The sequence below is a fragment of the Methylobacterium sp. 4-46 genome, assembly GCF_000019365.1.
GTDB lineage: Bacteria > Pseudomonadota > Alphaproteobacteria > Rhizobiales > Beijerinckiaceae > Methylobacterium.
The window spans coordinates 4,668,382-4,688,674 of the sequence record NC_010511.1 but is presented as its reverse complement, the minus strand read 5'-3'; the positions used below and the strand labels follow the sequence as shown (position 1 = coordinate 4,688,674).

18 protein-coding genes and 1 other RNA gene are annotated in these 20,293 nt (G+C 73.9%); 9 read left to right on the top strand and 10 right to left on the bottom strand.

Annotated features, from left to right (window positions below):
- The first annotated feature begins 23 nt into the window (after nt 1–23).
- Complete coding sequence (locus M446_RS20330) at nt 24–527, top strand: DUF2244 domain-containing protein (protein WP_012333988.1); 504 nt, start codon at nt 24–26, stop codon at nt 525–527.
- 117 nt (nt 528–644) lie between these two features.
- Here M446_RS20330 and M446_RS20325 read toward each other — a convergent pair whose 3' ends face one another.
- The 4 genes from M446_RS20325 to M446_RS20310 form a co-directional block, all read right to left on the bottom strand.
- Nucleotides 645–2,855 (bottom strand): ATP-dependent RecD-like DNA helicase, encoded by a 2,211-nt coding sequence (locus M446_RS20325; RefSeq protein WP_012333987.1) that lies wholly within the window; start codon nt 2,853–2,855, stop codon nt 645–647.
- Between the two features lie 45 nt (nt 2,856–2,900).
- Entirely contained in the window at nt 2,901–3,254 is a 354-nt protein-coding gene (locus M446_RS20320; protein WP_012333986.1) for a hypothetical protein, read from the bottom strand.
- A 106-nt stretch (nt 3,255–3,360) separates the two neighbouring features.
- Complete coding sequence (locus M446_RS20315) at nt 3,361–5,715, bottom strand: penicillin acylase family protein (RefSeq protein WP_012333985.1); 2,355 nt, start codon at nt 5,713–5,715, stop codon at nt 3,361–3,363.
- Between the two features lie 100 nt (nt 5,716–5,815).
- Complete coding sequence (locus tag M446_RS20310) at nt 5,816–6,811, bottom strand: alpha/beta fold hydrolase (protein WP_012333984.1); 996 nt, start codon at nt 6,809–6,811, stop codon at nt 5,816–5,818.
- 231 nt (nt 6,812–7,042) lie between these two features.
- On the opposite strand from M446_RS20310, the gene ffs reads away from it, so the two are divergent.
- The 7 genes from ffs (at nt 7,043) to truA (ending at nt 12,472) form a co-directional block, all read left to right on the top strand.
- Nucleotides 7,043–7,139: signal recognition particle sRNA small type (gene ffs, locus M446_RS34485), an RNA gene on the top strand.
- Nucleotides 7,140–7,203: 64 nt separating this feature from the next.
- Entirely contained in the window at nt 7,204–9,021 is a 1,818-nt protein-coding gene (locus M446_RS20305) for a DNA polymerase III subunit gamma/tau (protein ID WP_012333983.1), read from the top strand.
- A 55-nt stretch (nt 9,022–9,076) separates the two neighbouring features.
- Complete coding sequence (locus M446_RS20300) at nt 9,077–9,400, top strand: YbaB/EbfC family nucleoid-associated protein (protein WP_012333982.1); 324 nt, start codon at nt 9,077–9,079, stop codon at nt 9,398–9,400.
- A 149-nt stretch (nt 9,401–9,549) separates the two neighbouring features.
- Nucleotides 9,550–10,155, top strand: a complete 606-nt coding sequence (gene recR, locus M446_RS20295; protein WP_012333981.1) for a recombination mediator RecR — start codon at nt 9,550–9,552, stop codon at nt 10,153–10,155.
- Between the two features lie 92 nt (nt 10,156–10,247).
- The gene (gene def, locus M446_RS20290) at nt 10,248–10,769 is read left to right on the top strand and encodes a peptide deformylase (RefSeq protein ID WP_012333980.1); all 522 of its coding nucleotides are present in this window, start codon (nt 10,248–10,250) and stop codon (nt 10,767–10,769) included.
- Between the two features lie 13 nt (nt 10,770–10,782).
- Nucleotides 10,783–11,715 (top strand): methionyl-tRNA formyltransferase, encoded by a 933-nt coding sequence (fmt, locus tag M446_RS20285; RefSeq protein ID WP_012333979.1) that lies wholly within the window; start codon nt 10,783–10,785, stop codon nt 11,713–11,715.
- A 4-nt stretch (nt 11,716–11,719) separates the two neighbouring features.
- The gene (gene truA, locus M446_RS20280) at nt 11,720–12,472 is read left to right on the top strand and encodes a tRNA pseudouridine(38-40) synthase TruA (protein WP_012333978.1); all 753 of its coding nucleotides are present in this window, start codon (nt 11,720–11,722) and stop codon (nt 12,470–12,472) included.
- Nucleotides 12,473–12,612: 140 nt separating this feature from the next.
- Here truA and M446_RS20275 read toward each other — a convergent pair whose 3' ends face one another.
- From M446_RS20275 to dapE, 3 genes are all read right to left on the bottom strand, one after another.
- Nucleotides 12,613–13,548 (bottom strand): class I SAM-dependent methyltransferase, encoded by a 936-nt coding sequence (locus tag M446_RS20275; protein WP_012333977.1) that lies wholly within the window; start codon nt 13,546–13,548, stop codon nt 12,613–12,615.
- A gap of 150 nt (nt 13,549–13,698) precedes the next feature.
- Nucleotides 13,699–14,280, bottom strand: a complete 582-nt coding sequence (locus M446_RS20270) for a hypothetical protein (protein ID WP_012333976.1) — start codon at nt 14,278–14,280, stop codon at nt 13,699–13,701.
- A 53-nt stretch (nt 14,281–14,333) separates the two neighbouring features.
- Complete coding sequence (gene dapE / locus M446_RS20265; protein ID WP_012333975.1) at nt 14,334–15,524, bottom strand: succinyl-diaminopimelate desuccinylase; 1,191 nt, start codon at nt 15,522–15,524, stop codon at nt 14,334–14,336.
- A gap of 152 nt (nt 15,525–15,676) precedes the next feature.
- Here dapE and M446_RS20260 point away from each other — a divergent pair, with 152 nt between their 5' ends.
- A complete protein-coding gene (locus M446_RS20260) occupies nt 15,677–16,468 on the top strand; it encodes a HesA/MoeB/ThiF family protein (RefSeq protein WP_012333974.1) in 792 nt (263 codons plus the stop codon).
- On the opposite strand, the gene M446_RS20255 is transcribed toward M446_RS20260, so the two are convergent.
- The 3 genes from M446_RS20255 to M446_RS20245 form a co-directional block, all read right to left on the bottom strand.
- A complete protein-coding gene (locus M446_RS20255; protein WP_012333973.1) occupies nt 16,437–17,918 on the bottom strand; it encodes an AMP nucleosidase in 1,482 nt (493 codons plus the stop codon). The genes M446_RS20260 and M446_RS20255 overlap by 32 nt on opposite strands.
- A gap of 249 nt (nt 17,919–18,167) precedes the next feature.
- On the bottom strand, nt 18,168–18,689 hold the full coding sequence (gene infC, locus M446_RS20250) for a translation initiation factor IF-3 (protein ID WP_012333972.1): 522 nt from the start codon (nt 18,687–18,689) through the stop codon (nt 18,168–18,170).
- Between the two features lie 237 nt (nt 18,690–18,926).
- The gene (locus M446_RS20245; RefSeq protein WP_012333971.1) at nt 18,927–20,222 is read right to left on the bottom strand and encodes a glycosyltransferase family 4 protein; all 1,296 of its coding nucleotides are present in this window, start codon (nt 20,220–20,222) and stop codon (nt 18,927–18,929) included.
- Nucleotides 20,223–20,293: the final 71 nt, after the last annotated feature.

Sequence of the window (20,293 nt, the reverse complement as noted above, 5' to 3'; positions counted from 1 at the left end):
GCAAGGGACAGGAGGGGCCGTCCATGCGCCATCCCGACGGGCGCGATCCGGACTCGTTCGAGCGCCCGGTCTTCTCGGCGGTGATCCGGCCCCATTGCTCGCTCGGCCGGGCCGGGTTCCAGGCCGTGATGGCGGGGTGCTGTCTCGTGTCGCTGGTGACGAGCCTCGTCTTCCTGCGCCAGGGCTTCTGGCCGATCGCGGGCTTCTTCGGCCTCGACATGCTGGCCCTGTGGGTCGCGCTCAGCGTCAGCATGCGGCGCGGGCGCTCCTTCGAGCAGGTGATCATCAGCCCGATCGAGATCCTGCTGGCCCGGGTCAGCCCCCGGGGCGAGCGGGCCGAGTGGCGCTTCAATCCCCTGTGGAGCCGCCTGCACAAGGTCGAGGACGACGAGTACGGGCTGCAGATTCTGGCGATCGTCTCCCGCGGCCAGCGGGTGCTGGTCGCCCGCGACGCCTCCCCGCCCGAGCGCGAGACCATCGCGGAGGGCATGACCCGGGCGCTGGCCCAGGTGAAAAAGGGATTATGACGTGAAAAAGGGATTATGACGTGAAGAGGGGGTTCCGAGCGAGCGGCCGATCCGCCCGGAGGGCCGCCCGGACACGCAGCGCGCGCCGATGCTGCGGCAGGCCTCGTTCCACCCGCATCAGGTCTTTCGGCGCAGCCACTCCCGCAGCTTCGTGAAGCGCGGCCGCATCGTCCCTCCCCGCACGGCGATCGCCACCGCCCTCCTCTGCGCCACCAGCACCACGAGCTGCTTGCCGCGGGTCACGCCCGTGTAGAGGAGGTTGCGGGCGAGCATCGTGTAGTGCTGCAGCGCCACCGGGATCACCACGGCCGGGTATTCCGACCCTTGCGCCTTGTGGATCGTGATCGCGTAGGCCGGCGCGAGGGCGTCGAGCTCGTCGAAGGGCCACGCCACCTCGCGCCCGTCGAAGCTCCCGATCAGCACCCCCTCCTCGGGATCGAGCCGCGCCACCACGCCGAGATCGCCGTTGAAGACGTCGCGGTCGTAGTCGTTCTGCACCACCATCACCCGGTCGCCCGGCGCGAAGCGCCAGCCGAAGCGCTCGACGGCGAGCGGCGGGTTCGGATTGAGCACCTGCTGCAGGGCGTGATTGAGGTGGCGGCTGCCGAGCGCCCCGCGGGTCATCGGGCAGAGCACCTGCACGTCGCGCACCGGATCGAGACCGAAGCGGCGGGGGATGCGCCGCGTCACGATCTCGACGAGCCGCTCCGCCCCGACCTCGGGGTCCTCGATCTCGACCAGGAAGAAGTCCCCGGACGCATCGGCGCTGCCCTCCGGCATCCGCCCGGCCCGGATGCGGTGGGCGTTGACGATGATCCGGCTCTCCGCCGCCTGCCGGAACACCTCGGTGAGCCGCGCCACCGCGACGGCGCCCGAGGCGATCACGTCGGCCAGGACCTGCCCCGGCCCGACGGAGGGCAGCTGGTCCACGTCGCCGACGAGCCAGAGCGCCGCGTGCCGGGGCAGCGCCCGGGTGAGCGCGTTCATCAGCGGCACGTCGATCATCGAGGCCTCGTCCACCACGAGGAGGTCGCAGCGCAGGGGATCGTGCTCGGAGCGCTGGAATCCGCCGCGGACGGGATCGACTTCGAGGAGCCGGTGCAGAGTCTTGGCGGGCCGGCCGGTCTGCTCGCTCATCCGCTTGGCGGCGCGCCCGGTCGGCGCCGCGAGCAGCACCTCGGCCTCGACGCCGCCGAGCAGGCGCAGCAGCGCGTCGAGCGTGCTGGTCTTGCCGACGCCGGGCCCCCCGGTGATCACCGCGACCTTGGCGGAGAGCACCGTGCGGGCCGCCTCGCGCTGCGAGGGCGAGAGGCGGCGCCCGGTCTCGGCCTCGACGGCGTCGAGGGCCGGGTCGACCGCGATCTCGCCCCAGGGCAGCGGCGCGGCGTCGAGGGCGGCGAGGCGCTCGCCGATCGCCCGCTCGGCCGCGTGCAGCCCGCGCAGGAAGACGTGGGTCTCGCCGCCGATCGTGTCCGCCACGATCGCGTCGCCGCCCAGCTCCTCCGCGAGCGCCGTGCGGGTGAGGCCCGGGTCGACGCCGAGGAGGTCGGCCGCCCGCGCCACGAGGTCCGGCACCGGCAGGGCGCAATGGCCCTCGTCCATCGCGGCCTGCAGCGCGTGGGCGAGGCCGGCCCGGAGCCGCGCCGGGGCGGTCGGCGGCAGGCCGAGCCTGGCGGCGATGGCGTCGGCGGTCCGGAAGCCGATGCCGCGCACGTCGCGGGCGAGGCGGTAGGGATCCTCGCTCATCACGGCGATCGACTCGGCGCCGTAGGTCTTGTGGATGCGCACGGCCCGCGCGGTGCCGACGCCGTGCGCGTGCAGGAACACCATGATCTCCCGCACCACGCGGTGCTCGGCCCAGGCCGCCACCAGCCGCGCCGCCCGGGTCGGGCCGATCCCCGGCACCTCGGTGAGGCGCTCAGGGTTCGCCTCGATCACCGCGAAGGTCTCGCTGCCGAAGGCCGCGACGATGCGCTTGGCCATCTGCGGGCCGATGCCGCGCATCTGGCCGGAGGCGAGGTAGCGGGCGATTCCCTCCGACCCGGTCGGGGGCGTGCAGGCCAGGGTGTCGGCGCGGAACTGCAGCCCGTGCTGGCGGTCGCTGACCCAGGCGCCGGTGGCGGCGATCCACTCCCCGGCCGCGACCGCCGGCGCGTGGCCCACCACCGCGACGAGGTCGCGCCGCCCGCGGGCCTTCACCTTGAGGACGCAGAAGCCCGTCTCGGCGCTGTGGAAGGTGACGCGCTCGATCGACCCCGCGAGGGCGTCGCGGGGCGCGTCGGCGGCGCCGGCCCGGGCCGGCCGGCGCGAGGTGGAGGATCCAAGCATCGGGTCAGGGCCAAGATCGGGGCGGCCCGGGCCCGGCGCAACCCTCTACCAGCGCTCGGGCACCTCCTCCGGCGGGATCGGCGCCGCGCCCGGCGCGCGCGACGGGAAGCGGTCGCCGGGCTCTCCCTCCTCGCGCCACGGCCGGTGGTGCCAGTGCGGGCGGGCCTCCGCGGCCTCCTCGCAGACGCGCACCCGGCGGATGCGCTCCTCGCCGTCCGGGCCGATGCGGCGGCGCACGAAGACCCGGCAGGTCTCCCCGCCCTCCGCGAGAGGCGGAGGCGGGGCCCAATCCGGGCGGCCGCCATGGGCGATCGGCGGCCCGTCGAGATCGGCCGCGAGAGCGGGGGCGGCAAGGAGGACCAGGGCGGCGCAGGCGCCCAGGCGGAGGAGACGTGTCATGGCCGGGGACTCCGGGGCAGCCGGGGGGCTGTCACGGTCCGGATCATGGTGTGGGCCGGATGAAGCCGGCCTGAGGGACGCGTTCGGCCGGCGTACAGGGACGGGCTCACGCCCGCCCCGGCACGAGCCGGATCAGCTGCCGCGTCGCCCCGTCCACCGCCGCCCGGGAATAGAGGAGCGGCAGGTGGCCCCGCCCGGCCCAGGTCTCGGCGTGGTCGGCGTAGTGGGGCGAGCGCGGGTCGCCCGACTGGCCCGGCCCGTTGACGAACAGGCTCGCGTCCCACTCCCCGACATCCAGCACCATGCGGAAGGAGGCGCCGTGGGTGACCCGGAACGTGTCCGGGCGGTAGCCGGCATACATCACCGTGACGCCCGAGCCGCCGAGCGGCAGGCGCGGGACGTCGTGGCCCGAGAAGCCGAGCGGCGCGAGCGGGTGGACGAGGTGGGCGTGGTGCAGGCGCCCCCAGGCCCAGCCGGCCGGATCCGCGCCGAGGCGGGCGGCGGCGTCGCGGAAGGCCTCCGCGAGAGTCCGGCCGAGAATCCGGTCGCGCGCGGCGCGGTCGAGGGGCGGCGCGGGCGCGCCGAGAAGCCCGAGCAGCGCCTCGGTGTCGCCGGGGGCGAGGAGTTCCGCCGTGGCCCGGTCGGGCGCGAGCGCCGCGAGGAGCGCCGGGCGCAGATGGTGCACCCACCAGATCTCGAGCAGCGCCGCCGCCGCGGATTCCTCGCGCAGGCGCCCGTCGAAGCCGGCGAGCAGCGCCAGGGGCTCGCGCAGCAGCGGGCCCGCCTCCCCGCCGAGCGCCTCGCGGGCGAGCCCGGCGAGCGCCAGGGCCGGGTGCGAATGATCGTCGCCCTGGAGGGCCGCCGAATCGGCGAGGCCGTGCCGCGGCTGCCCCGCCAGCACCGCCCGGATGCGCCGCGCCCGCCAGGGCTCGTGCCACTCGTGACCGAGGCGGTGGGGGTAGCCCTCCGGCAGGTTCATCTCGTTGGCGCTCGCCACGAATCCCTCCGGCGGGTCGATGCGGCGCGGCAGATCCTCGGGCGCGACGAAGCCGTCCCACTCGTAGCGGCCGTCGCCCGGCACCGGCATCAGGCCGTCCCAGTTCGGGCGGCGCGGCGCCTTGCCGGCCACGAACCAGCCGATCCGCCCGGACACGTCCGCGTAAAGGTGGTTGACGCTCGGCGCCGACCAGTGGCGCAGGGCAGCGCCGAACGCCTCCGGGCTGTCCGCGTCGAGATAGGCGAGGCTGCCGAGATAGGCCGCGGTGCCGGGCTCGGTCCAGACCGTGCGCAGCGCGAAGGCCCGGCGCCCCACCCGGTCCTCGTGCACGACCGGACCGTGGCGGGTGAAGGCGAGGCGGTGCTGCGCCTCCGGCCCGCCCCGGACCGGGGCGGTCTCGGTCACGATCCGCATCCGCTCCCAGCCCTCGCCGTAGCGGTAGAGGTCGGGGTCGTCTTGGTGGGTCTCGTAGACCAGGAGATCCTCCTGGTCGATCGGCGCGATGGTCAGGCTGAAGGCCGCCCGGCCGTTATGGCCGATCGAGATCCCCGGCAGGGCCGGCTCGCCCGCCCCGATCACGTCGAGGCCCGGCGCGCTGAGGTGCACGACGTAGCGCAGCGACGGGAGCGTGATCGCCCGGTGCGGGTCGCTCGCCAGGATCGGCCGCCCGGTCGCCGTGCGGGAGGGCGCCACGGCCCAGTTGTTCGAGCCGTCGGGCGGCCCGTCCTCCGGCGGGCGCCGGGCCGGGCCGACCGCGCCGAACTCGTCCACGAAGGTCCAGGTCTCGGCCTCGTCCCGCCCCGCCAGCAGCCGGTCGGGCCGGAAGCCAACGCCGGCGGTCGCGAGGCGCACGGCGTCGATGACCTCCGGGGGCACCTGCGCCGGGTCGAGCCCCTCCGGGACGGCCGGCCGGTGGTCCGGCGCCAGGATCTTGCGGAAGCGGTCGAGGGCCAGGCCGCCTTGCGCCGCGAGCCGGGCGCGGGCGACCTCCGAGGGGGCGTTGCGGGTGAGCGCGTGGCTGCGGATGCGCGCGACGTCCAGGGCCTGCCAGCGCGCCGGCCGGGTGCCCATCCGGGTGAATTCCGGCGGCAGCCAGGCGGGATCCGCCTCGGTCAGGCCGACGAAGGCGTTGATCCCGCCGACGAAGGCCTCCGCGACGGCGCGCGCCTCCGAGGTGCCGTAGGCGGCCCACTCGGCAGCCTCGTCGCCGCGATAGAGGAACAGCCGCGCGGCGCGGTCCTGCGCGAGGTAGCCCGGCCCGAAATCCCCCGCGAGCAGGCCGAGCCCGCGCTTGCGCCAGAGATCGATCTGCCACAGCCGGTCCCGCGCCGCGTTGAAGCCCTGGACCAGGAAGGCGTCGCGGCGGGAAAGCGCCCGGATGTGCGGGACGCCCCAGCGGTCGATGCGGATCTCGGCCGGGTGCTCCAGCCCCGGGACGTCGAGGGTCAGGGTTGCCGGCGCCATCGCTGCTCCTTCGTGCCGCGCGGCCAGTGTCGGCAGCGCGGCCTTCCCTGTCCAATCGGGTCAGGTCTGCGCCCGGTGCTCGGCGGGCACCCGCCCGCGCTCAGCGCCCCGCCAGTTCCTTGAGCAGGGCCTCGTGGAACTCGTCCGGCGCCTGGACCTGCGGCGCGTGGCCGAGTTCGGAGAATTCCACGAGCTTGGCGTCCGGGATGCGCTTGGCCACGTCGGGGCCGAGCTGGTCATAGCGCCCGAGGGTGGCGGCGAGGTCGGGATGGACCCGGTTGGCGCCCTGCGCGGTGCGGTCCTTGCCGCCGACGATCAGGATGGTCGGCACGCGCAGGCGCTCGAACTCGTGCACCACCGGCTGCGTGAAGATCATGTCCGACAGCTGCGCCTGATTCCACGCCACCCGGTCCCCGCCCGGGCCCGCGTAGAGACCGGCCTGCATCTCGACCCAGCGATCGTATTCTGGCTTCCACTGGTTATTGTAGTAGAATTTCAGCTGGTAGGCCTTGATGCTCTCGGCGCTGGTCTTGCGCTCCTGGGCGTAAAGGACGTCGATCGGTGTATAGGGTACTCCCTTCTCGCGCCAATCCTCCAGGCCGAGCGGATCGACCATGACGAGCTGGTCGACGGAGTCGGGGAACATCAGCGCGTACCGGGCCGCCAGCATGCCGCCCATCGAGTGGCCGATGATCGTCGCCTTGGCGATGCCGAGGGAGTCGAGCAGCGCCCTGGTGTTGGTCGCGAGCTGCTCGAAGCTGAACTGGTAGCCCGCGGGCTTGGTCGATTTGCAGAAGCCGACCTGGTCGGGGGCGATCACCCGGAACCCGGCCTCGCTCAGCACCGCGATGGTCCGCTCCCAGGTGGCGGCGCAGAAGTTCTTGCCGTGGAGCAGTACGGCGGTGCGGCCGTTCGGCGTGGCGGGCGCCACGTCCATGTAGGCCATCGTCAGCCCCTGCCCCTGCGACGAGAAGGCGTGGCGACGGACCTCGTGCGGGTAGGCGAAGCCTTCGAGTTCCGGCCCGTAGGGCCCGGCCGCCTGTCCGGGACCGCCGAGGGCGAGGACGAGGAGGCCGGCGCGGACGAGGTGCGACATCGATGTCTCCGGGCGGGTGGACGCGCGGCGGGCCGCGCTCCGGGCGGGGGTGGACGCGCGGCGGGCCGCGCTCCGGGCGGGTGGACGCGCGGCGGGCCGCGCTCCGGGCGGGTGGACGCGCGGCGGGCCGCGCTCCGGGGAATGACAACGCGCGGCGGGGCCGAGGTTGGGGCACGAGGACCGCGCGGAGCCGCGCTTGCGTTTCCGCCGCCGGCCGCTCATATAGGCGCCGGGAGGTTGGCGGGGGACGTTTCACTCGCCAACCGGGTCAGGTCCGGAAGGAAGCAGCCCTAACGAGAACGAGCGGGTTCTCGTCCAGCCTCCCACCCTCATCTCCCCGAGCGCGCGCGCGAGGCAGCCCCCGCCTCCGCCGCCCTCCGCGACCGCGGCGCATGGACGAGACCACCGGCACGCCCTCGACCGACGAGCCGGGTTTCCCGGGTTTGGCCCCGCCGGCGGCGCCGGCCGCCGCGCCCTACCGGGTGCTGGCGCGCAAGTACCGCCCCCAGAGCTTCGACGACCTGATCGGCCAGGGTGCCATGGTGCGCACCCTGGCGAACGCCTTCGAGGCCGGGCGCATCCCGCAGGCCTGGATGCTCACCGGCGTGCGCGGGGTGGGCAAGACCACCACCGCCCGCATCCTGGCGCGCGGGCTCAACTACGCCCTCGCCGGGGACGCGAAGGCCGGCCCGACGATCCGGATGCCGACGCTCGGCCTGCATTGCGCGGCGATCATGGAATCCCGGCACATCGACGTGCTGGAGATGGACGCCGCCTCCCATACCGGCATCGACGACGTCCGCCAGATCATCGACGGCATCCGCTACGCCCCGGTCTCGGCGCGCTACAAGGTCTACATCGTCGACGAGGTCCACATGCTGTCCGAGAAGGCGTTCAACGCCTTCCTGAAGACGCTGGAGGAGCCCCCGCCGCACGCGAAATTCGTCTTCGCCACCACCGAGATCCGCAAGGTTCCGGTGACGATCCTGTCGCGCTGCCAGCGCTTCGACCTGCGCCGGGTCGAGGCGGGCACGCTCGTCGCCCACCTGCACAGGATCTGCGACGCCGAGGGCGTGGCGGTGGAGCCCGAGGCGCTCGCCGCCATCGCGCGGGCGGCGGAGGGCTCGGTGCGCGATTCGCTCTCCCTCCTCGACCAGGCGATCGCGCACGGCGCGGGCCGGGTCACGGCCGAGACCGTGCGCGACATGCTCGGCCTCGCCGACCGGGCGCGGATCATCGACCTGTTCGAGGCCGCCATGCGGGGCGACGCGCCCGCGGCCTTCGCGGAACTGCACGGTCAGTACGAGGCCGGCGCCGATCCCGCGGTGGTGCTGCAGGACCTCGCCGGCTTCACGCACCTCGTCACCCGCCTGAAGGTCGCGCCCGAGACCGCCCGCGCCGACACCGCCCTGAGCGAGGCCGAGCGGGGCCGCGGCAGCGACTTCGCGGACCGGCTCTCGGTGCGGGCCCTGTCGCGGGCGTGGCAGATCCTGCTCAGGGCGATTCCCGAGGTGCAGGCGGCGCCCCGTCCCCTCGCGGCGGCCGAGATGGCGCTGGTGCGCCTGATCTACGCCGCCGACCTGCCGACCCCGGACGAGGCCCTGCGGCAGGTGCGGGAAGGCGGCGGCGCGGCGGTCCCGCCCGCCGGCCGCCCTCTGCCCGCCGCCCCGCCCGGCCCCGCCCTGCGCGCCCTGCCGGACGCCCGCCCCGCGCAATCCGCCGCGGCGGCCCGCCCGGCCGCCGCCCCGGCGCAGGCGCAGCACGCGGCCGAGCCGGCCCTGCGGCTGCGGCGCTTCGAGGACGTGGTGGCGCTCGCGGAGGCCAAGCGCGACATCGGCCTCAAGGCCGCCCTGGAGCGCGACGTGCACCTCGTGCGCTTCGAGGAGGGCCGCATCGAGTTCCGCCTCGCCGAGGCGGGCCGCCCGAGCCTCGCCAACGACCTCGCCCGCGCCCTCGACCTCTGGACGGGGCGGCGCTGGGTGGTGGCCCTGTCGCGGGAGACCGGCGAGGCGACGCTGGCGGCCCGGGCCGAGGCCGCCCGCGAGAGCCGCCACCAGGGCGCGGCGGCGCATCCCCTGGTGCAGGAGGTGCTGAAGCGCTTCCCGGGCGCCCAGATCGTGGATGTGCGGGAGAGGCCGCCCGAGGCACCCGCCGAGGAATTCAGCCCCGAGGAATTCAGCGCCCCGGAGGAGCCGGAGGCGGACCAGTAGCGGCCGCGGCTCCCCTGCCCCACATTGGGCGGATGCGACCGCCGGAGGACTCGTCATGCGCGACATCATGGGCCTGATGAAGCAGGCCCAGGCCATGCAGCAGAAGATGGCCGACCTGCAGAACGAACTCGACGCGGTCGAGGTCTCGGGCGCGGCCGGCGGCGGGGCCGTCACGGTGACGATGACCGCCAAGGGCGTCATGAAGGGCGTGACCCTCGACCCCTCGCTCCTGGTGCGGGAGGACAAGGAGATCCTGGAGGACCTGATCGTGGCGGCGGTGAACGACGCCCGCGCCAAGGGCGAGCGCGCTGCCCAGGAGCGGATGCAGGAACTCACCAAGGGCCTGCCGCTCCCGCCCGGCATGAAGCTGCCGTTCTGATTCCGGCGAGGGCGGGCTCCGGACCGTCGCTCGCAGCCTCGCGGCGCTCCTCGCGCCGGGCGGGTCCCCCGCGCGCCGGCGACGCGGCCCGTTCCCGTCGAAACCCGTGCGGGCCCGGGGAGCCCGCGCCCAGCGTCCAGGGATGGTCCATGCCGCAAGCCGTCGCCGGTCCGGAGATCGAGCGCCTGATCCAGCTCCTGGCCCGCATGCCCGGCCTCGGCCCGCGCTCCGCGCGGCGGGCCGCCCTGCAGCTGATCAAGAAGCGCGACACCCTGCTCGGCCCCCTCGCCGAGGCGATGCGGGTCGCCTCCGAGCGCATCGTCACCTGCCGCGAATGCGGCAACGTCGACACCTGCGACCCCTGCACGATCTGCCGCGACCACGGCCGCGATCCCTCGATGCTCGTCGTGGTCGAGGACGTCTCGGATCTCTGGGCGCTGGAACGCTCGGGCGCGGTCACGGCCCGCTACCACGTGCTCGGCGGCATCCTCTCGGCCCTCGACGGCATCCGCCCGGAGAACCTCAACCTCGCGCGGCTCGTCGAGCGGGCGAGCGTGCCGGAGATGCGCGAGATCATCCTCGCCCTCAGCGCCACGGTGGACGGGCAGACCACGGCCCACTACGTCACCGAACTCCTGGCGCACCTGCCCGTGAAGGTCACGAAGCTCGCCCACGGCGTGCCGGTCGGCGGCGAGCTAGACTATCTCGACGAGGGCACGCTCTCCGCGGCGATCCGTCAGCGCACCGCCTTCTGAGGGCCGTCGCGCGGATTTGACCCGGGCAGCCCGAATCCCTATCTCGACGGGACATGCGCGGCGCCCGTCGGCGCCCTGACCCGGTTTACCCCATGACCATCCGCCCCCTCGTCATCCTTCCGGACGCGCGCCTGCGCGTGACCTCCTCACCGGTCGGCACGATCACGGGCGAGGTGCGCAAGCTCGCGGCCGACATGCTGGAGACGATGTACGACGCCCCGGGCGTCGGCCTCGCGGCGATCCAGGTCGGCGAGCCGACCCGCATCGTGACCATCGATACCTCGAAGGACAAGGAGGCGCGCACCCCCCTCGTGCTGATCGACCCGGAGATCGTCTGGTCCTCCGAGGAGACCCGCGCCTACGAGGAGGGCTGCCTGTCGATCCCCGAATACTACGCCGAGGTGGTGCGGCCCGACCGGGTGCGGGTCCGCTTCCGCACCCTCGACGGCGAGACCGTGGAGCAGGAGGCGGACGGGCTCCTCGCCACCTGCCTCCAGCACGAGCTCGACCACCTCAACGGGGTGCTCTTCATCGACCACATCTCGAAGCTGAAGCGCGACCGGGTGATGAAGAAATTCGCCAAGGCGGCCAAGCGCGGCCAGGAAGCGGCCTGACGCGGTCGCCGGCATGTCCCTCAAGGTCGTCTTCATGGGCACCCCGGACTTCGCGGTGCCGACGCTCGCCGAGATCGTGGGGGGCGGGCACGAGGTCGTGGCGGTCTACACGCGCGCGCCGGCTCCGGCCGGCCGCGGCATGGCGCTCAGGCCCTCGCCCGTCCAGGCCCTCGCCGAGCGCTTCGGCCTGCCCGTGCTGACGCCCTCGACCCTGCGCGGCCCCGAGGCCGCCGAGACCTTCCGGGCCCACGGGGCGGACGTCGCCGTGGTGGTCGCCTACGGGATGATCCTGCCGCCGGCGATCCTGGACGCGCCGCCCCTCGGCTGCCTCAACCTCCACGCCTCGATCCTGCCGCGCTGGCGCGGCGCGGCGCCGATCCAGCGGGCCGTGATGGCGGGCGACGCGGAGACCGGCGTCGCCGTGATGCGCATGGAGCCGGGCCTCGATACCGGCCCGGTCGCCATGCTGGAGCGCGTCGCCATCTCCCCCGAAATGACCGCGGGCGACCTCCACGACCGGCTGATGCCGCTCGGCGCCGACCTGATGCACCGGGCGCTCGGGGCGCTCGAGCGCGGCGGACTCACCTTCACGCCCCAGCCCGCCGAGGGCGTCGTCTACGCGCACAAGATCACCAACGAGGAGGCGCGGCTCGACTGGACCGCGCCGGCCGCCCGCCTGCACGACCGGGTCCGCGGGCTCTCGCCCTTCCCGGGCGCCTTCTTCCTCGCCGATCTCGGGCGCGGGCCGGAGCGCGTGAAGGTGCTGCGCGCGCGCAGCGCCGAGGGTTCGGGGGCGCCGGGCACGCTGCTCGACGAGGCCGGCACGGTCGCCTGCGGCGAGGGCGCGCTGCGGCTCCTGCGGGTGCAGCCCGCCGGCAAGGCGGCGATGGAGGCGGCCGACTTCCTGCGCGGCCGGCGCCTGGAGCCGGGCACCCGCCTCGCCTGATCCGATGCCCCGCTACAAGCTCGTGGTCGAGTACGACGGCAGCGGCTTCGCCGGCTGGCAGCGCCAAGCCGCCGACCGGACGGTGCAGCAGGCCCTGGAGGAGGCGATCGCGCGCTTCGCCGGCGCGCCGGTGCGGGTGCATTGCGCGGGCCGCACCGATGCGGGCGTGCACGCCACCCACCAGGTCGTCCACCTCGACCTCGACCGCGATTGGCGCACCGACACGGTGCGCGACGCGTCCAACGCCCATCTGCGGCCGGAGCCGGTCGCGGTCGTGAGCGCGGAGCGGGTGCGCCCCGACTTCGACGCCCGCCACTCGGCGCTGAGGCGCCACTACCGCTACCGGATCCTGAACCGCCGCAGCCCGCCGGCCCTCGGCCGGGCCTATCTCTGGCACGTGCCCTGGTCCCTGGACGCGCACGCCATGCACGCGGCGGCGCAGACCCTGCTCGGCCGGCACGATTTCTCCGCCTTCCGGGCCGCCGAGTGCCAGGCGAACAGCCCGGTGCGCACCCTCGACCAGCTCGACGTGGCGCGGATCGGCGACGAGATCCTGGTCGCCACCTCGGCCCGCTCCTTCCTGCATCACCAGGTGCGCGGGATGGTCGGCACCCTGATGCTGGCCGGGTGCGGCCGGCTCGACGCCGCCGGGGTGCGGGCAGTGCTCGACTCCCGGGATCGGACCCGCTGCGGCCCGCTCGCCCCGGCCGCCGGCCTGACCCTGACCGGCGTCGACTACCCGGAGCCCGGCCCGTAGCGGCGGCCGGTCCGCCTCGGGTCATACGACATCCGGTTGATGGCTTCGCATCTCCCATTTCGGCCATGCGGATGTCGGCTTCGCTCAGGCGCCGCGCGGGCTTGGGATCCGGGATCCGCTTCGATCAAGCCGATCCCGGATCAGGCGTGCGCGTAGGCGAGGTCGTAGACCTCGCCCGTCTCGGCCTCCCAGGCCACCAGCGGATCGGCCACCTTGCGCACCAGGCAGCCGCTGAGCAGGTAGGTCATGCTGAGGCTCATCCGGTAGAAATGCGCGTTGCCGGCTTGGTGCGGGACGATGCTGCCCGGGTGCTTGTACTGCGCCTCCAGCATCTCGAACCCCGTGTGCCGGTTGAACACGCCCCGCCACGCCTCCTTGGAGTAGCGCCAGAAATCCCACGGCTCCTCGTGCAGCGGCCAGGCGCCGTGCGAGATGATCAGGGCGAGGCCGCCGGGCCTCATGACCTTGTTCATCTCGAGGGCGACCTTCCAGGGCATCAGGATGTGCTCGAAGACCGCGATCGAGAACACGAAGTCGAAGGGCCCCTCGACGCAGCGGGAGAGGTGGTGCGCGTCCCCGACCACGTCGACGTTCGGACCCGCGGTGATGTCGAGCCCGACATACGCGATGTCCTGCGGGAAGGCGTCGCGGTAGACCGTCCCGCTGCGCGCCCGGCTGCCGATCTCCAGGAACCGGCCCTTGCGGGAGGCGACCTCGGCGCGGAAGCGGTCCTGCATCGCGTCGAAGGCCGCGTCGCCCGACCAGGGGAAGTGCGTGGCCGGATTGTCGTAGGACACCCCCGGACTGACCTCGAAGCGCAGCTTCTCCCCGTCGATCTGGTCGGTCGGCAGCAGCCCGACCGCGACGAAGCCCCACATCAGCGCGTCCGGTCCGAAGATCGGCACGAGATCGGGACGCGCCACCCGGCCGACCTGCAGGGCGACGTCGCGGCCCTCGTAGCGCAGGCTCGGCGCGAGGGCGTTCGCCCAGCCCTCGATGTACACGGCGCGGTGCAGGATCTGGACCTTGTCGAGGAAGCCGTGGTGAAGCGCCGGCGCACGCTTTCGGAACAACATCGCAACGTCTCGCGAGAGTCGGCGAGCGCCGTGCCGCGGCGCGGGGCGGACCTCCCCGCATCCCGACCGCGGCGCCGGCGCGCCGATGCCGTGGCATAGCGCCGAGGACCCCGCGCCGGCAATCGCCCGGCGGGACGCGTCGGCGGCCCGTTAAATCAGGGCGTGCGCGCCGCTCGCCACCGCCGCCACCGCCGCCGCGCAGGCCAGGCTGGTGAGGGCCGCCGCCGGCCCGGTCAGGCCGAGGGTCAGGCGCACGGCCGTGGCGTGCAGGCGCAGCAGGATCACCGCGAAGGCGCCGGATTGGAGCGTCGCCAAGCCCGGGGTCGAGAGCCCGAGCGCCAGCAGGAGCGCGGGCAGGGACAGGACCAGGAAGGCCAGGACCAGGATCCAGTTCGTCACGACCACGAAGGGCACGTAGAGGGCGGTCAGTCCCAGGCGCCGCGCCGGCACGATCATGCCGAGCGGCACCGCCAGGAAACAGGCGACCACGCCGCCCATCACGGCCAGCGTCACGTGGTCGGGCCGCAGCAGCGGCGCCCGCGCGAGGTCGACCGGTCCGCGCTCCAGGGCCAGCGCGACCACGGCGGCCGGCGCCGTCAGGGCCATCGCGCCGAAGGAGCGCCAGAAGCCGCGCTCGCTCAGGTCGAACCGCCGCAGGGCCCCCGGGTGCCGGTCGAGGAGCTCCGCCGTCCCCCGCAGCGATCGTCCGATCTCGTCCGCGCTCACCAGCATGGTGCGCCCCGCCAATCCGCACCGCGCGAGATTCAACTTTCGTCTAATACGGGTCAAGCCCGTTCGGCGGGCGGCGGGCTGGCCGGAAAATAGGCATCCAGGATGCGGCGGAAGATGGCGGCGAGGCGATCGAGATCCGCCACCGCGACGCGCTCGTCGACCTGGTGCATGGTCTGGCCGACGAGGCCGAACTCGATCACCGGGCAGGCCTCCTTGATGAAGCGCGCGTCCGAGGTTCCCCCCGTGGTGGAGAGGGCCGGGCGGCGCCCGGTCTCGGCCTCGATCGCGGCGGTGACGAGGTCCACGAAGGCGTCGGGCTGGGTCAGGAAGGCGACCGCGTTGGTCGGCTGCACGTCGAGGCGGTAGCGCACCGCGTTCCCGGCCGCCGCGTCGAGGCGCCGCCGCAGCTCGGCCTCGAGGCTGGCCGGATTCCAGAGGTCGTTGAAGCGGATGTTGAGCACGGCGCGGGCCTGCGCCGGGATGACGTTCGAGGCCGGGTTGCCGACGTCGATCGTGGTGAATTCGAGGTTGGAGGCGTCGAAATGCGCCGTGCCCTCGTCGAGGGGGGCGGCGAGGAGCGCGCCCGCGAGGCGGATCAGGCCCGGGATCGGGTTCTCGGCCCGGTGCGGATAGGCGACGTGGCCCTGCGCGCCCAGCACGGTGAGCGTGGCGGTGAGGGAGCCGCGCCGGCCGATCTTGATCATGTCGCCGAGCGCGTCGGGGTTGGTCGGCTCGGCCAGGATGCAATGGTCGAAGCGCTCGCCCCGCGCCCGCGCCCAGGCGAGGAGCTTCACGGTCCCGTTCACCGCCGGCCCCTCCTCGTCGCCGGTGACCAGGAAGGCGATCGAGCCGCCGAAGGCCGGCCCGCGCTCGGCCAGGAAGGCCAGGGACGCGGCGGCGAGGCAGGCGATGCCGCCCTTCATGTCGACGGCGCCGCGGCCGTGGAGCTCGCCGCCCTCGACGACGCCCGCGAAGGGATCGTGGCGCCACAGGGCGGGCTCCCCGGGCGGCACGACGTCGGTATGCCCGGCCAGCAGCAGGCAGGGCCCGTCCGCGCCGATGCGGGCGTAGAGGTTCTCGACGTCGGGCGTGCCGGGCGCGGAGAAGACCGGGCGCTCGACCGAGAAGCCCGCCGCCGCCAGCAGCCCGGCGAGGTAGGCGAGGGCGCCGCCCTCCTCGGGCGTGACGGAGGGGCAGCGGATCAGGCCCTGGGCGAGGGCGAGCGGTGAGGGTGTCGTCGGCACGGGCGGCCCCGTCGGTGGCGAAGGCCGCCCCTTAAGCGGCGCGGGACCGGGATGCAAACGCGGACCTTCCGGGGCGGCCGGCAAGGGGTTAGTGCTCGGGAGAGAGCCGGTGCGGGTCCGGCCGAGGGACGGCCCGGGAGCGACGCGCGCAGATGACCAGCCTCAGCCCCGACGAGATCGAGCGCTACGCGCGCCACATCGTGCTGCGCGACGTCGGCGGGCCGGGCCAGGCGCGGCTGAAGGCCGCGCGGGTGCTGGTGGTCGGCGCGGGCGGGCTCGGCGCGCCGCTGATCCAGTACCTCGCCGCGGCCGGCCTCGGCACGATCGGGATCGTGGACGACGACGCGGTGTCGCTCTCCAACCTGCAGCGGCAGGTGATCCACGGCACGCCCGACCTCGGGCGCCCGAAAGTCGAGAGCGCCGCCGCTGCGGTGGCGCGCCTCAACCCGCACGTGCGGGTCGAGACGCATGCGACGCGGCTGAGCACCGACAATTCCGATCGCCTCGTCGGCGCCTACGACCTCGTGGCGGACGGGTCGGACAATTTCGCGACCCGCTACGCGGTCTCGGACGCCTGTTTCCGCCAGGGGAAGCCCCTCGTCACGGCGGCGCTCGGGCAGTTCGACGGGTCGCTCACCACGATCCGGGCCCACGAGACCGGGCCGGACGGGCGCCCGAACCCGACCTATCGCTGCCTCTTCCCCGAGCCGCCGCCCGCGGGCGCGGTGCCGACCTGCGCCGAGGCCGGCGTGATCGGGGCGCTCGCCGGGCTGATGGGCTCGATGATGGCGCTCGAGGTGATCCGGGAGGTGACGGGCTTCGGCGAGGGGCTGGTCGGGCGCCTGCTCATGGTCGATGCCCGCTCGCTGCGCTTCGAGACCCTGTCCTACGCCTACGACCCGGACAACCCGCTCAGCGGAACGGCGGCTCGTCGAAGCTCCTGAGCTTGCGCGAGTGGAGCCGGCCGCGGTCGCGGCGCAGCAGGTCGAGGGTGGCGAGGCCGATCAGCAGGTGCTCGCCCACCGCCCGCTCGTAGAAGGCGTTGGCGGCCCCCGGGAGCTTGATCTCCCCGTGGAGCGGCTTGTCGGAGATGCAGAGCAGCGTCCCGTAGGGCACGCGCAGCCGGTAGCCCTGGGCCGCGATGGTGCCGCTCTCCATGTCGACGCCGATCGCCCGCGAGAGGTTGATGCGCCGCCGCTCCTGCGACCAGCGCAACTCCCAGTTCCGGTCGTCGTAGGTCACGACGGTGCCGGTGCGCAGCCGGCGCTTGAGCGCCTCGACGCGCTCGCCGGTCACGGCGGCGGCGGCCTCCTGGAGCGCCACCTGCACCTCCGCCAGGGCCGGGATCGGCACGTCCGGCGGCACGAGCTCGTCGAGGATGCGGTCGCGGCGCAGGTAGCCGTGCGCCAGCACGTAGTCGCCGATGGTCTGCGACTGCCGCAACCCGCCGCAATGGCCGACCATGAGCCAGCAATGCGGGCGCAGGACGGCGAGGTGGTCGGTGATGGTCTTCGCGTTCGAGGGACCGACCCCGATATTGACGAGCGTGGTGCCCTGCCCGTCGCGGGCCACGAGATGGTAGGCGGGCATCTGGAACCGGTGCCAGGGGGAGGCCGCGATGAGCGCGCCCGGATCGGCCTCCCTCGCCTCCTCGGCGGTGACCGACACGCCCCCGGGCAGGACCAGCCGCTCGTAGCGCTCGGGCGCCTCGGCGAGCGTGCGCAGCCCGACGCGGACGAACTGATCGACGTAGCGGTGGTAGTTGGTGAGGAGGATCCAGGGCTGGATCGCCCGCCAATCCGCCCCGGTATAGTGGACGAGGCGCCGCAGCGAGTAGTCGACGCGCGGCCCGTCGAACAGAGCCAGCGGCCGCGGCTCGTCGCCGGCCTCCAGCCAGAGCCCGTCCGCGATCTCGTCGCCGACCGTGGAGAGCATCGGGGTCGGGAAGGCGCGGGCGAGCTCGCTCGAGGTCTGCTCGCCCCGGCTCAGCTCGGCCCCGGGCTCGACGACGTACGGGTAGGGGATCTCCTGGGCGCTCAGGCCGACCTCGATCGTGGCGCCGTAATCGGCCACGAGGGGGCGCAGCTGCTCCAGCAGGTAGGCGCGGAAATGGGCGGGCTGCGTCACCGTGGTGGCGTAGATGCCCGGCCCCTGAAACTTGGCGGTGGCCCGCTTGATCCGCGGCATCGGGCCGGTCGGCCGGTAGGTCAGGCGCAGTTCCGGGTAGCGGAAGCTCAGGCGCTCGGCGGCGTGGGGCGGCACCCCGTCCTTCAGGAAGCGCCCGAGGGCGGCCTTGAGGCTCTCCACCGCGGAGGCGTGCAGGGCGGCGAGGCGGTCGACGGCCGTTTCCGGCTCGGCCACCGTCTCCATCGGTCTCAGTTCGTCGGCGAACACGATCGTGCGGCCCTCCGCTGCGCAGGCCGGGCGGCCTCCCGGGGGCCCGGGGCCGCCGGTCCCCGCCCCCGTGTTGCGGCAGCCCCGGCCCGAAGGCAAGGCCGCCCGGTGGCCGGAAGGCGGTCGTCGGAGGCCCACGCCGAAAAACCCGGCGAGGCGAGCCTCCCGGGTGCCCTGCGAAGGCGGGCGATCAGGCGTCCACGCCCGGCGCGGCCGGCATCCGCGCTCGGCGCGGCCAAGCGCCCGCGCTCAGCGCGGCGCCAGGATCATGATCATCTGGCGACCTTCGAGTTGCGGCTCGCTCTCGACCTTGGCGATCTCCTGCGTCTCCGCCTTGACGCGTTCGAGCAGGCGCAGGCCGAGATCCTGGTGCGCCATCTCGCGCCCGCGGAACCGCAGCGTCACCTTGACCTTGTCGCCTTCCTCGAAGAACCGTTGCACGGCCTTCATCTTGACGTCGTAGTCGTGCTTGTCGATGCCGGGCCGGAGCTTGATCTCCTTGACCTCGACCGTCTTCTGACGCTTGCGCGCCTCGGCCTGCTTCTTCTGTTCGTTGAAGCGGTAGCGGCCATAGTCGAGGAGCTTGCAGACCGGCGGGGTGGAGTTCGGGGCGATCTCGACGAGGTCGAGCCCCGCTTCCTCCGCGACCTGCAGCGCGTCGAAGAAGCCCATGACTCCGCGATTCTGTCCGGTCTCGTCGATGAGCTGAACTTCACGAACGCCGCGGATGTCCCGGTTGGCGCGCGGCCCGTCCTTCTGCGGGGCCGGCATGGCTCTCATAGGTCTGCGAATGGCTGGTATCTCCTCATTGCTGCAGCGGTCGGCTCGCCGGCCCGGCCCTGACATCCAGGGGAGACGGTGGGGCGAGGCGCGGACACACTCGTGTGAACTGCGGCACCTTGGCTAAACCGCGCGAGATGTCAACTCGCCGGAAGGGAACTTGGTTGCGATCGGGTGATTCCGAAGCATCGTCGGTCCGAGGAAGCCGCGGTCGATCCGTCCTCCGGCCTAGACCGGGGCCTCCGGCGCGGCCAGGAGAGCGGCATAGACTTCCAGCGTGGCGGCGGTCATGCGCTCGAGCGAGAAATTCTGCTCCACGTGGCGGCGGGCGCGGCGGGCGAGCGCGTCGCGGGCGCTGGCGCCGAGCTGGAGCATCTCGGCGATCGCCTCCGCGAGGGGCTCCACCTCCCCGGCCGGCACGCGCCAGCCGGTCCGCTCGGCGGCGGCGACTTCGGGCGGCGCCAGCACGGTCTCGCGCACCGCGCCGAGATCCGAGACCACCACCGGCGTGCCGATCGCCTGGGCCTCGACGGCGGCGCGGCCGAAGGCCTCGGGCGCCGTCGAGGGCACCGCCACCACGGAGGCCGCCCGCAACGCCGCCGGCATGTCGGCGCAGTGGCCGACCCGCCGGACGACGCTGCCGAGGTTGTGCGCGGCGACGAGCGCGTCGAGTTCGCGCTCGTAGGCGGCCCGGCCCTGCGCGTCGCCCGCCAGGACCACGGCGAAGTCCCTCATGCCCCTGGCGCGCAGGGCGGCCGCCGCCTCGATCAGGACGCGCTGGCCCTTCCAGGCGGTGAGCCGGGCGGCCAGCAGCACGATCCGCTCGTGCGGGGCGACGCCCCAGGCCCGGCGCAGGGCCTCGACCCGCCCGGGCCCGACCTGCGCCGCCGAGAAGGCCGCGAGGTCGGTGCCGCGGTGGATCACCCGGATCCGCTCCGGGCGCGCCTGCGGATGCGCCGAGCGGATCAACTCCGCCGTGTAGTGCGAGTTGGCGATGACGGCGTCGCCGCGGGCCATCACCGAGTTGTAGAATTGCTTGACCGGCGTGCGGCCCGAGTAGCTGCCGTGATAGGTCGTGACCAGCGGCAGGCCGAGTCGCCGCCGGGCGCCGAGGGCGACCCAGGCCGGGGCGCGGGAGCGGGCATGGACGATGCGCACGCCCTCGGCCCGGCAGAGCCGGACGAGGCGCCCGACATTCACCGCCATCGCGAAGGGGTTCTTGGTGCGGGCCGGGAACGGCACCCAGATCCCGCCCTTCGCCTGCAGCTCCCCGACGAGCCGCCCGCCCTCGGTGGCGACCAGCGCCCGCGCGCCGATCGCCGCCAGGGCCGCCGCCACGTCGACCGTGGTGCGCTCCGCGCCCCCGGCGTCGAGTTCGGGGATGATCTGCAGGATGGTCGCCCCCGCGAGCGGGTGCTGCGTGGAGGCCCGGAAGGAGGCGGCCTGGCTCGGCGGCGCGGGGCTCCAGGTCCTGGCTCGCGATCCTCCGATGTCCGCCTCCCTGTGCGCGGCCGTTGCGCCCATTCGCGCTCCCTGATCTAGAGGTTCGGTCACGCCGAGCATGGTCCGAGACCTTCTCCCGATCGTATTTCGGA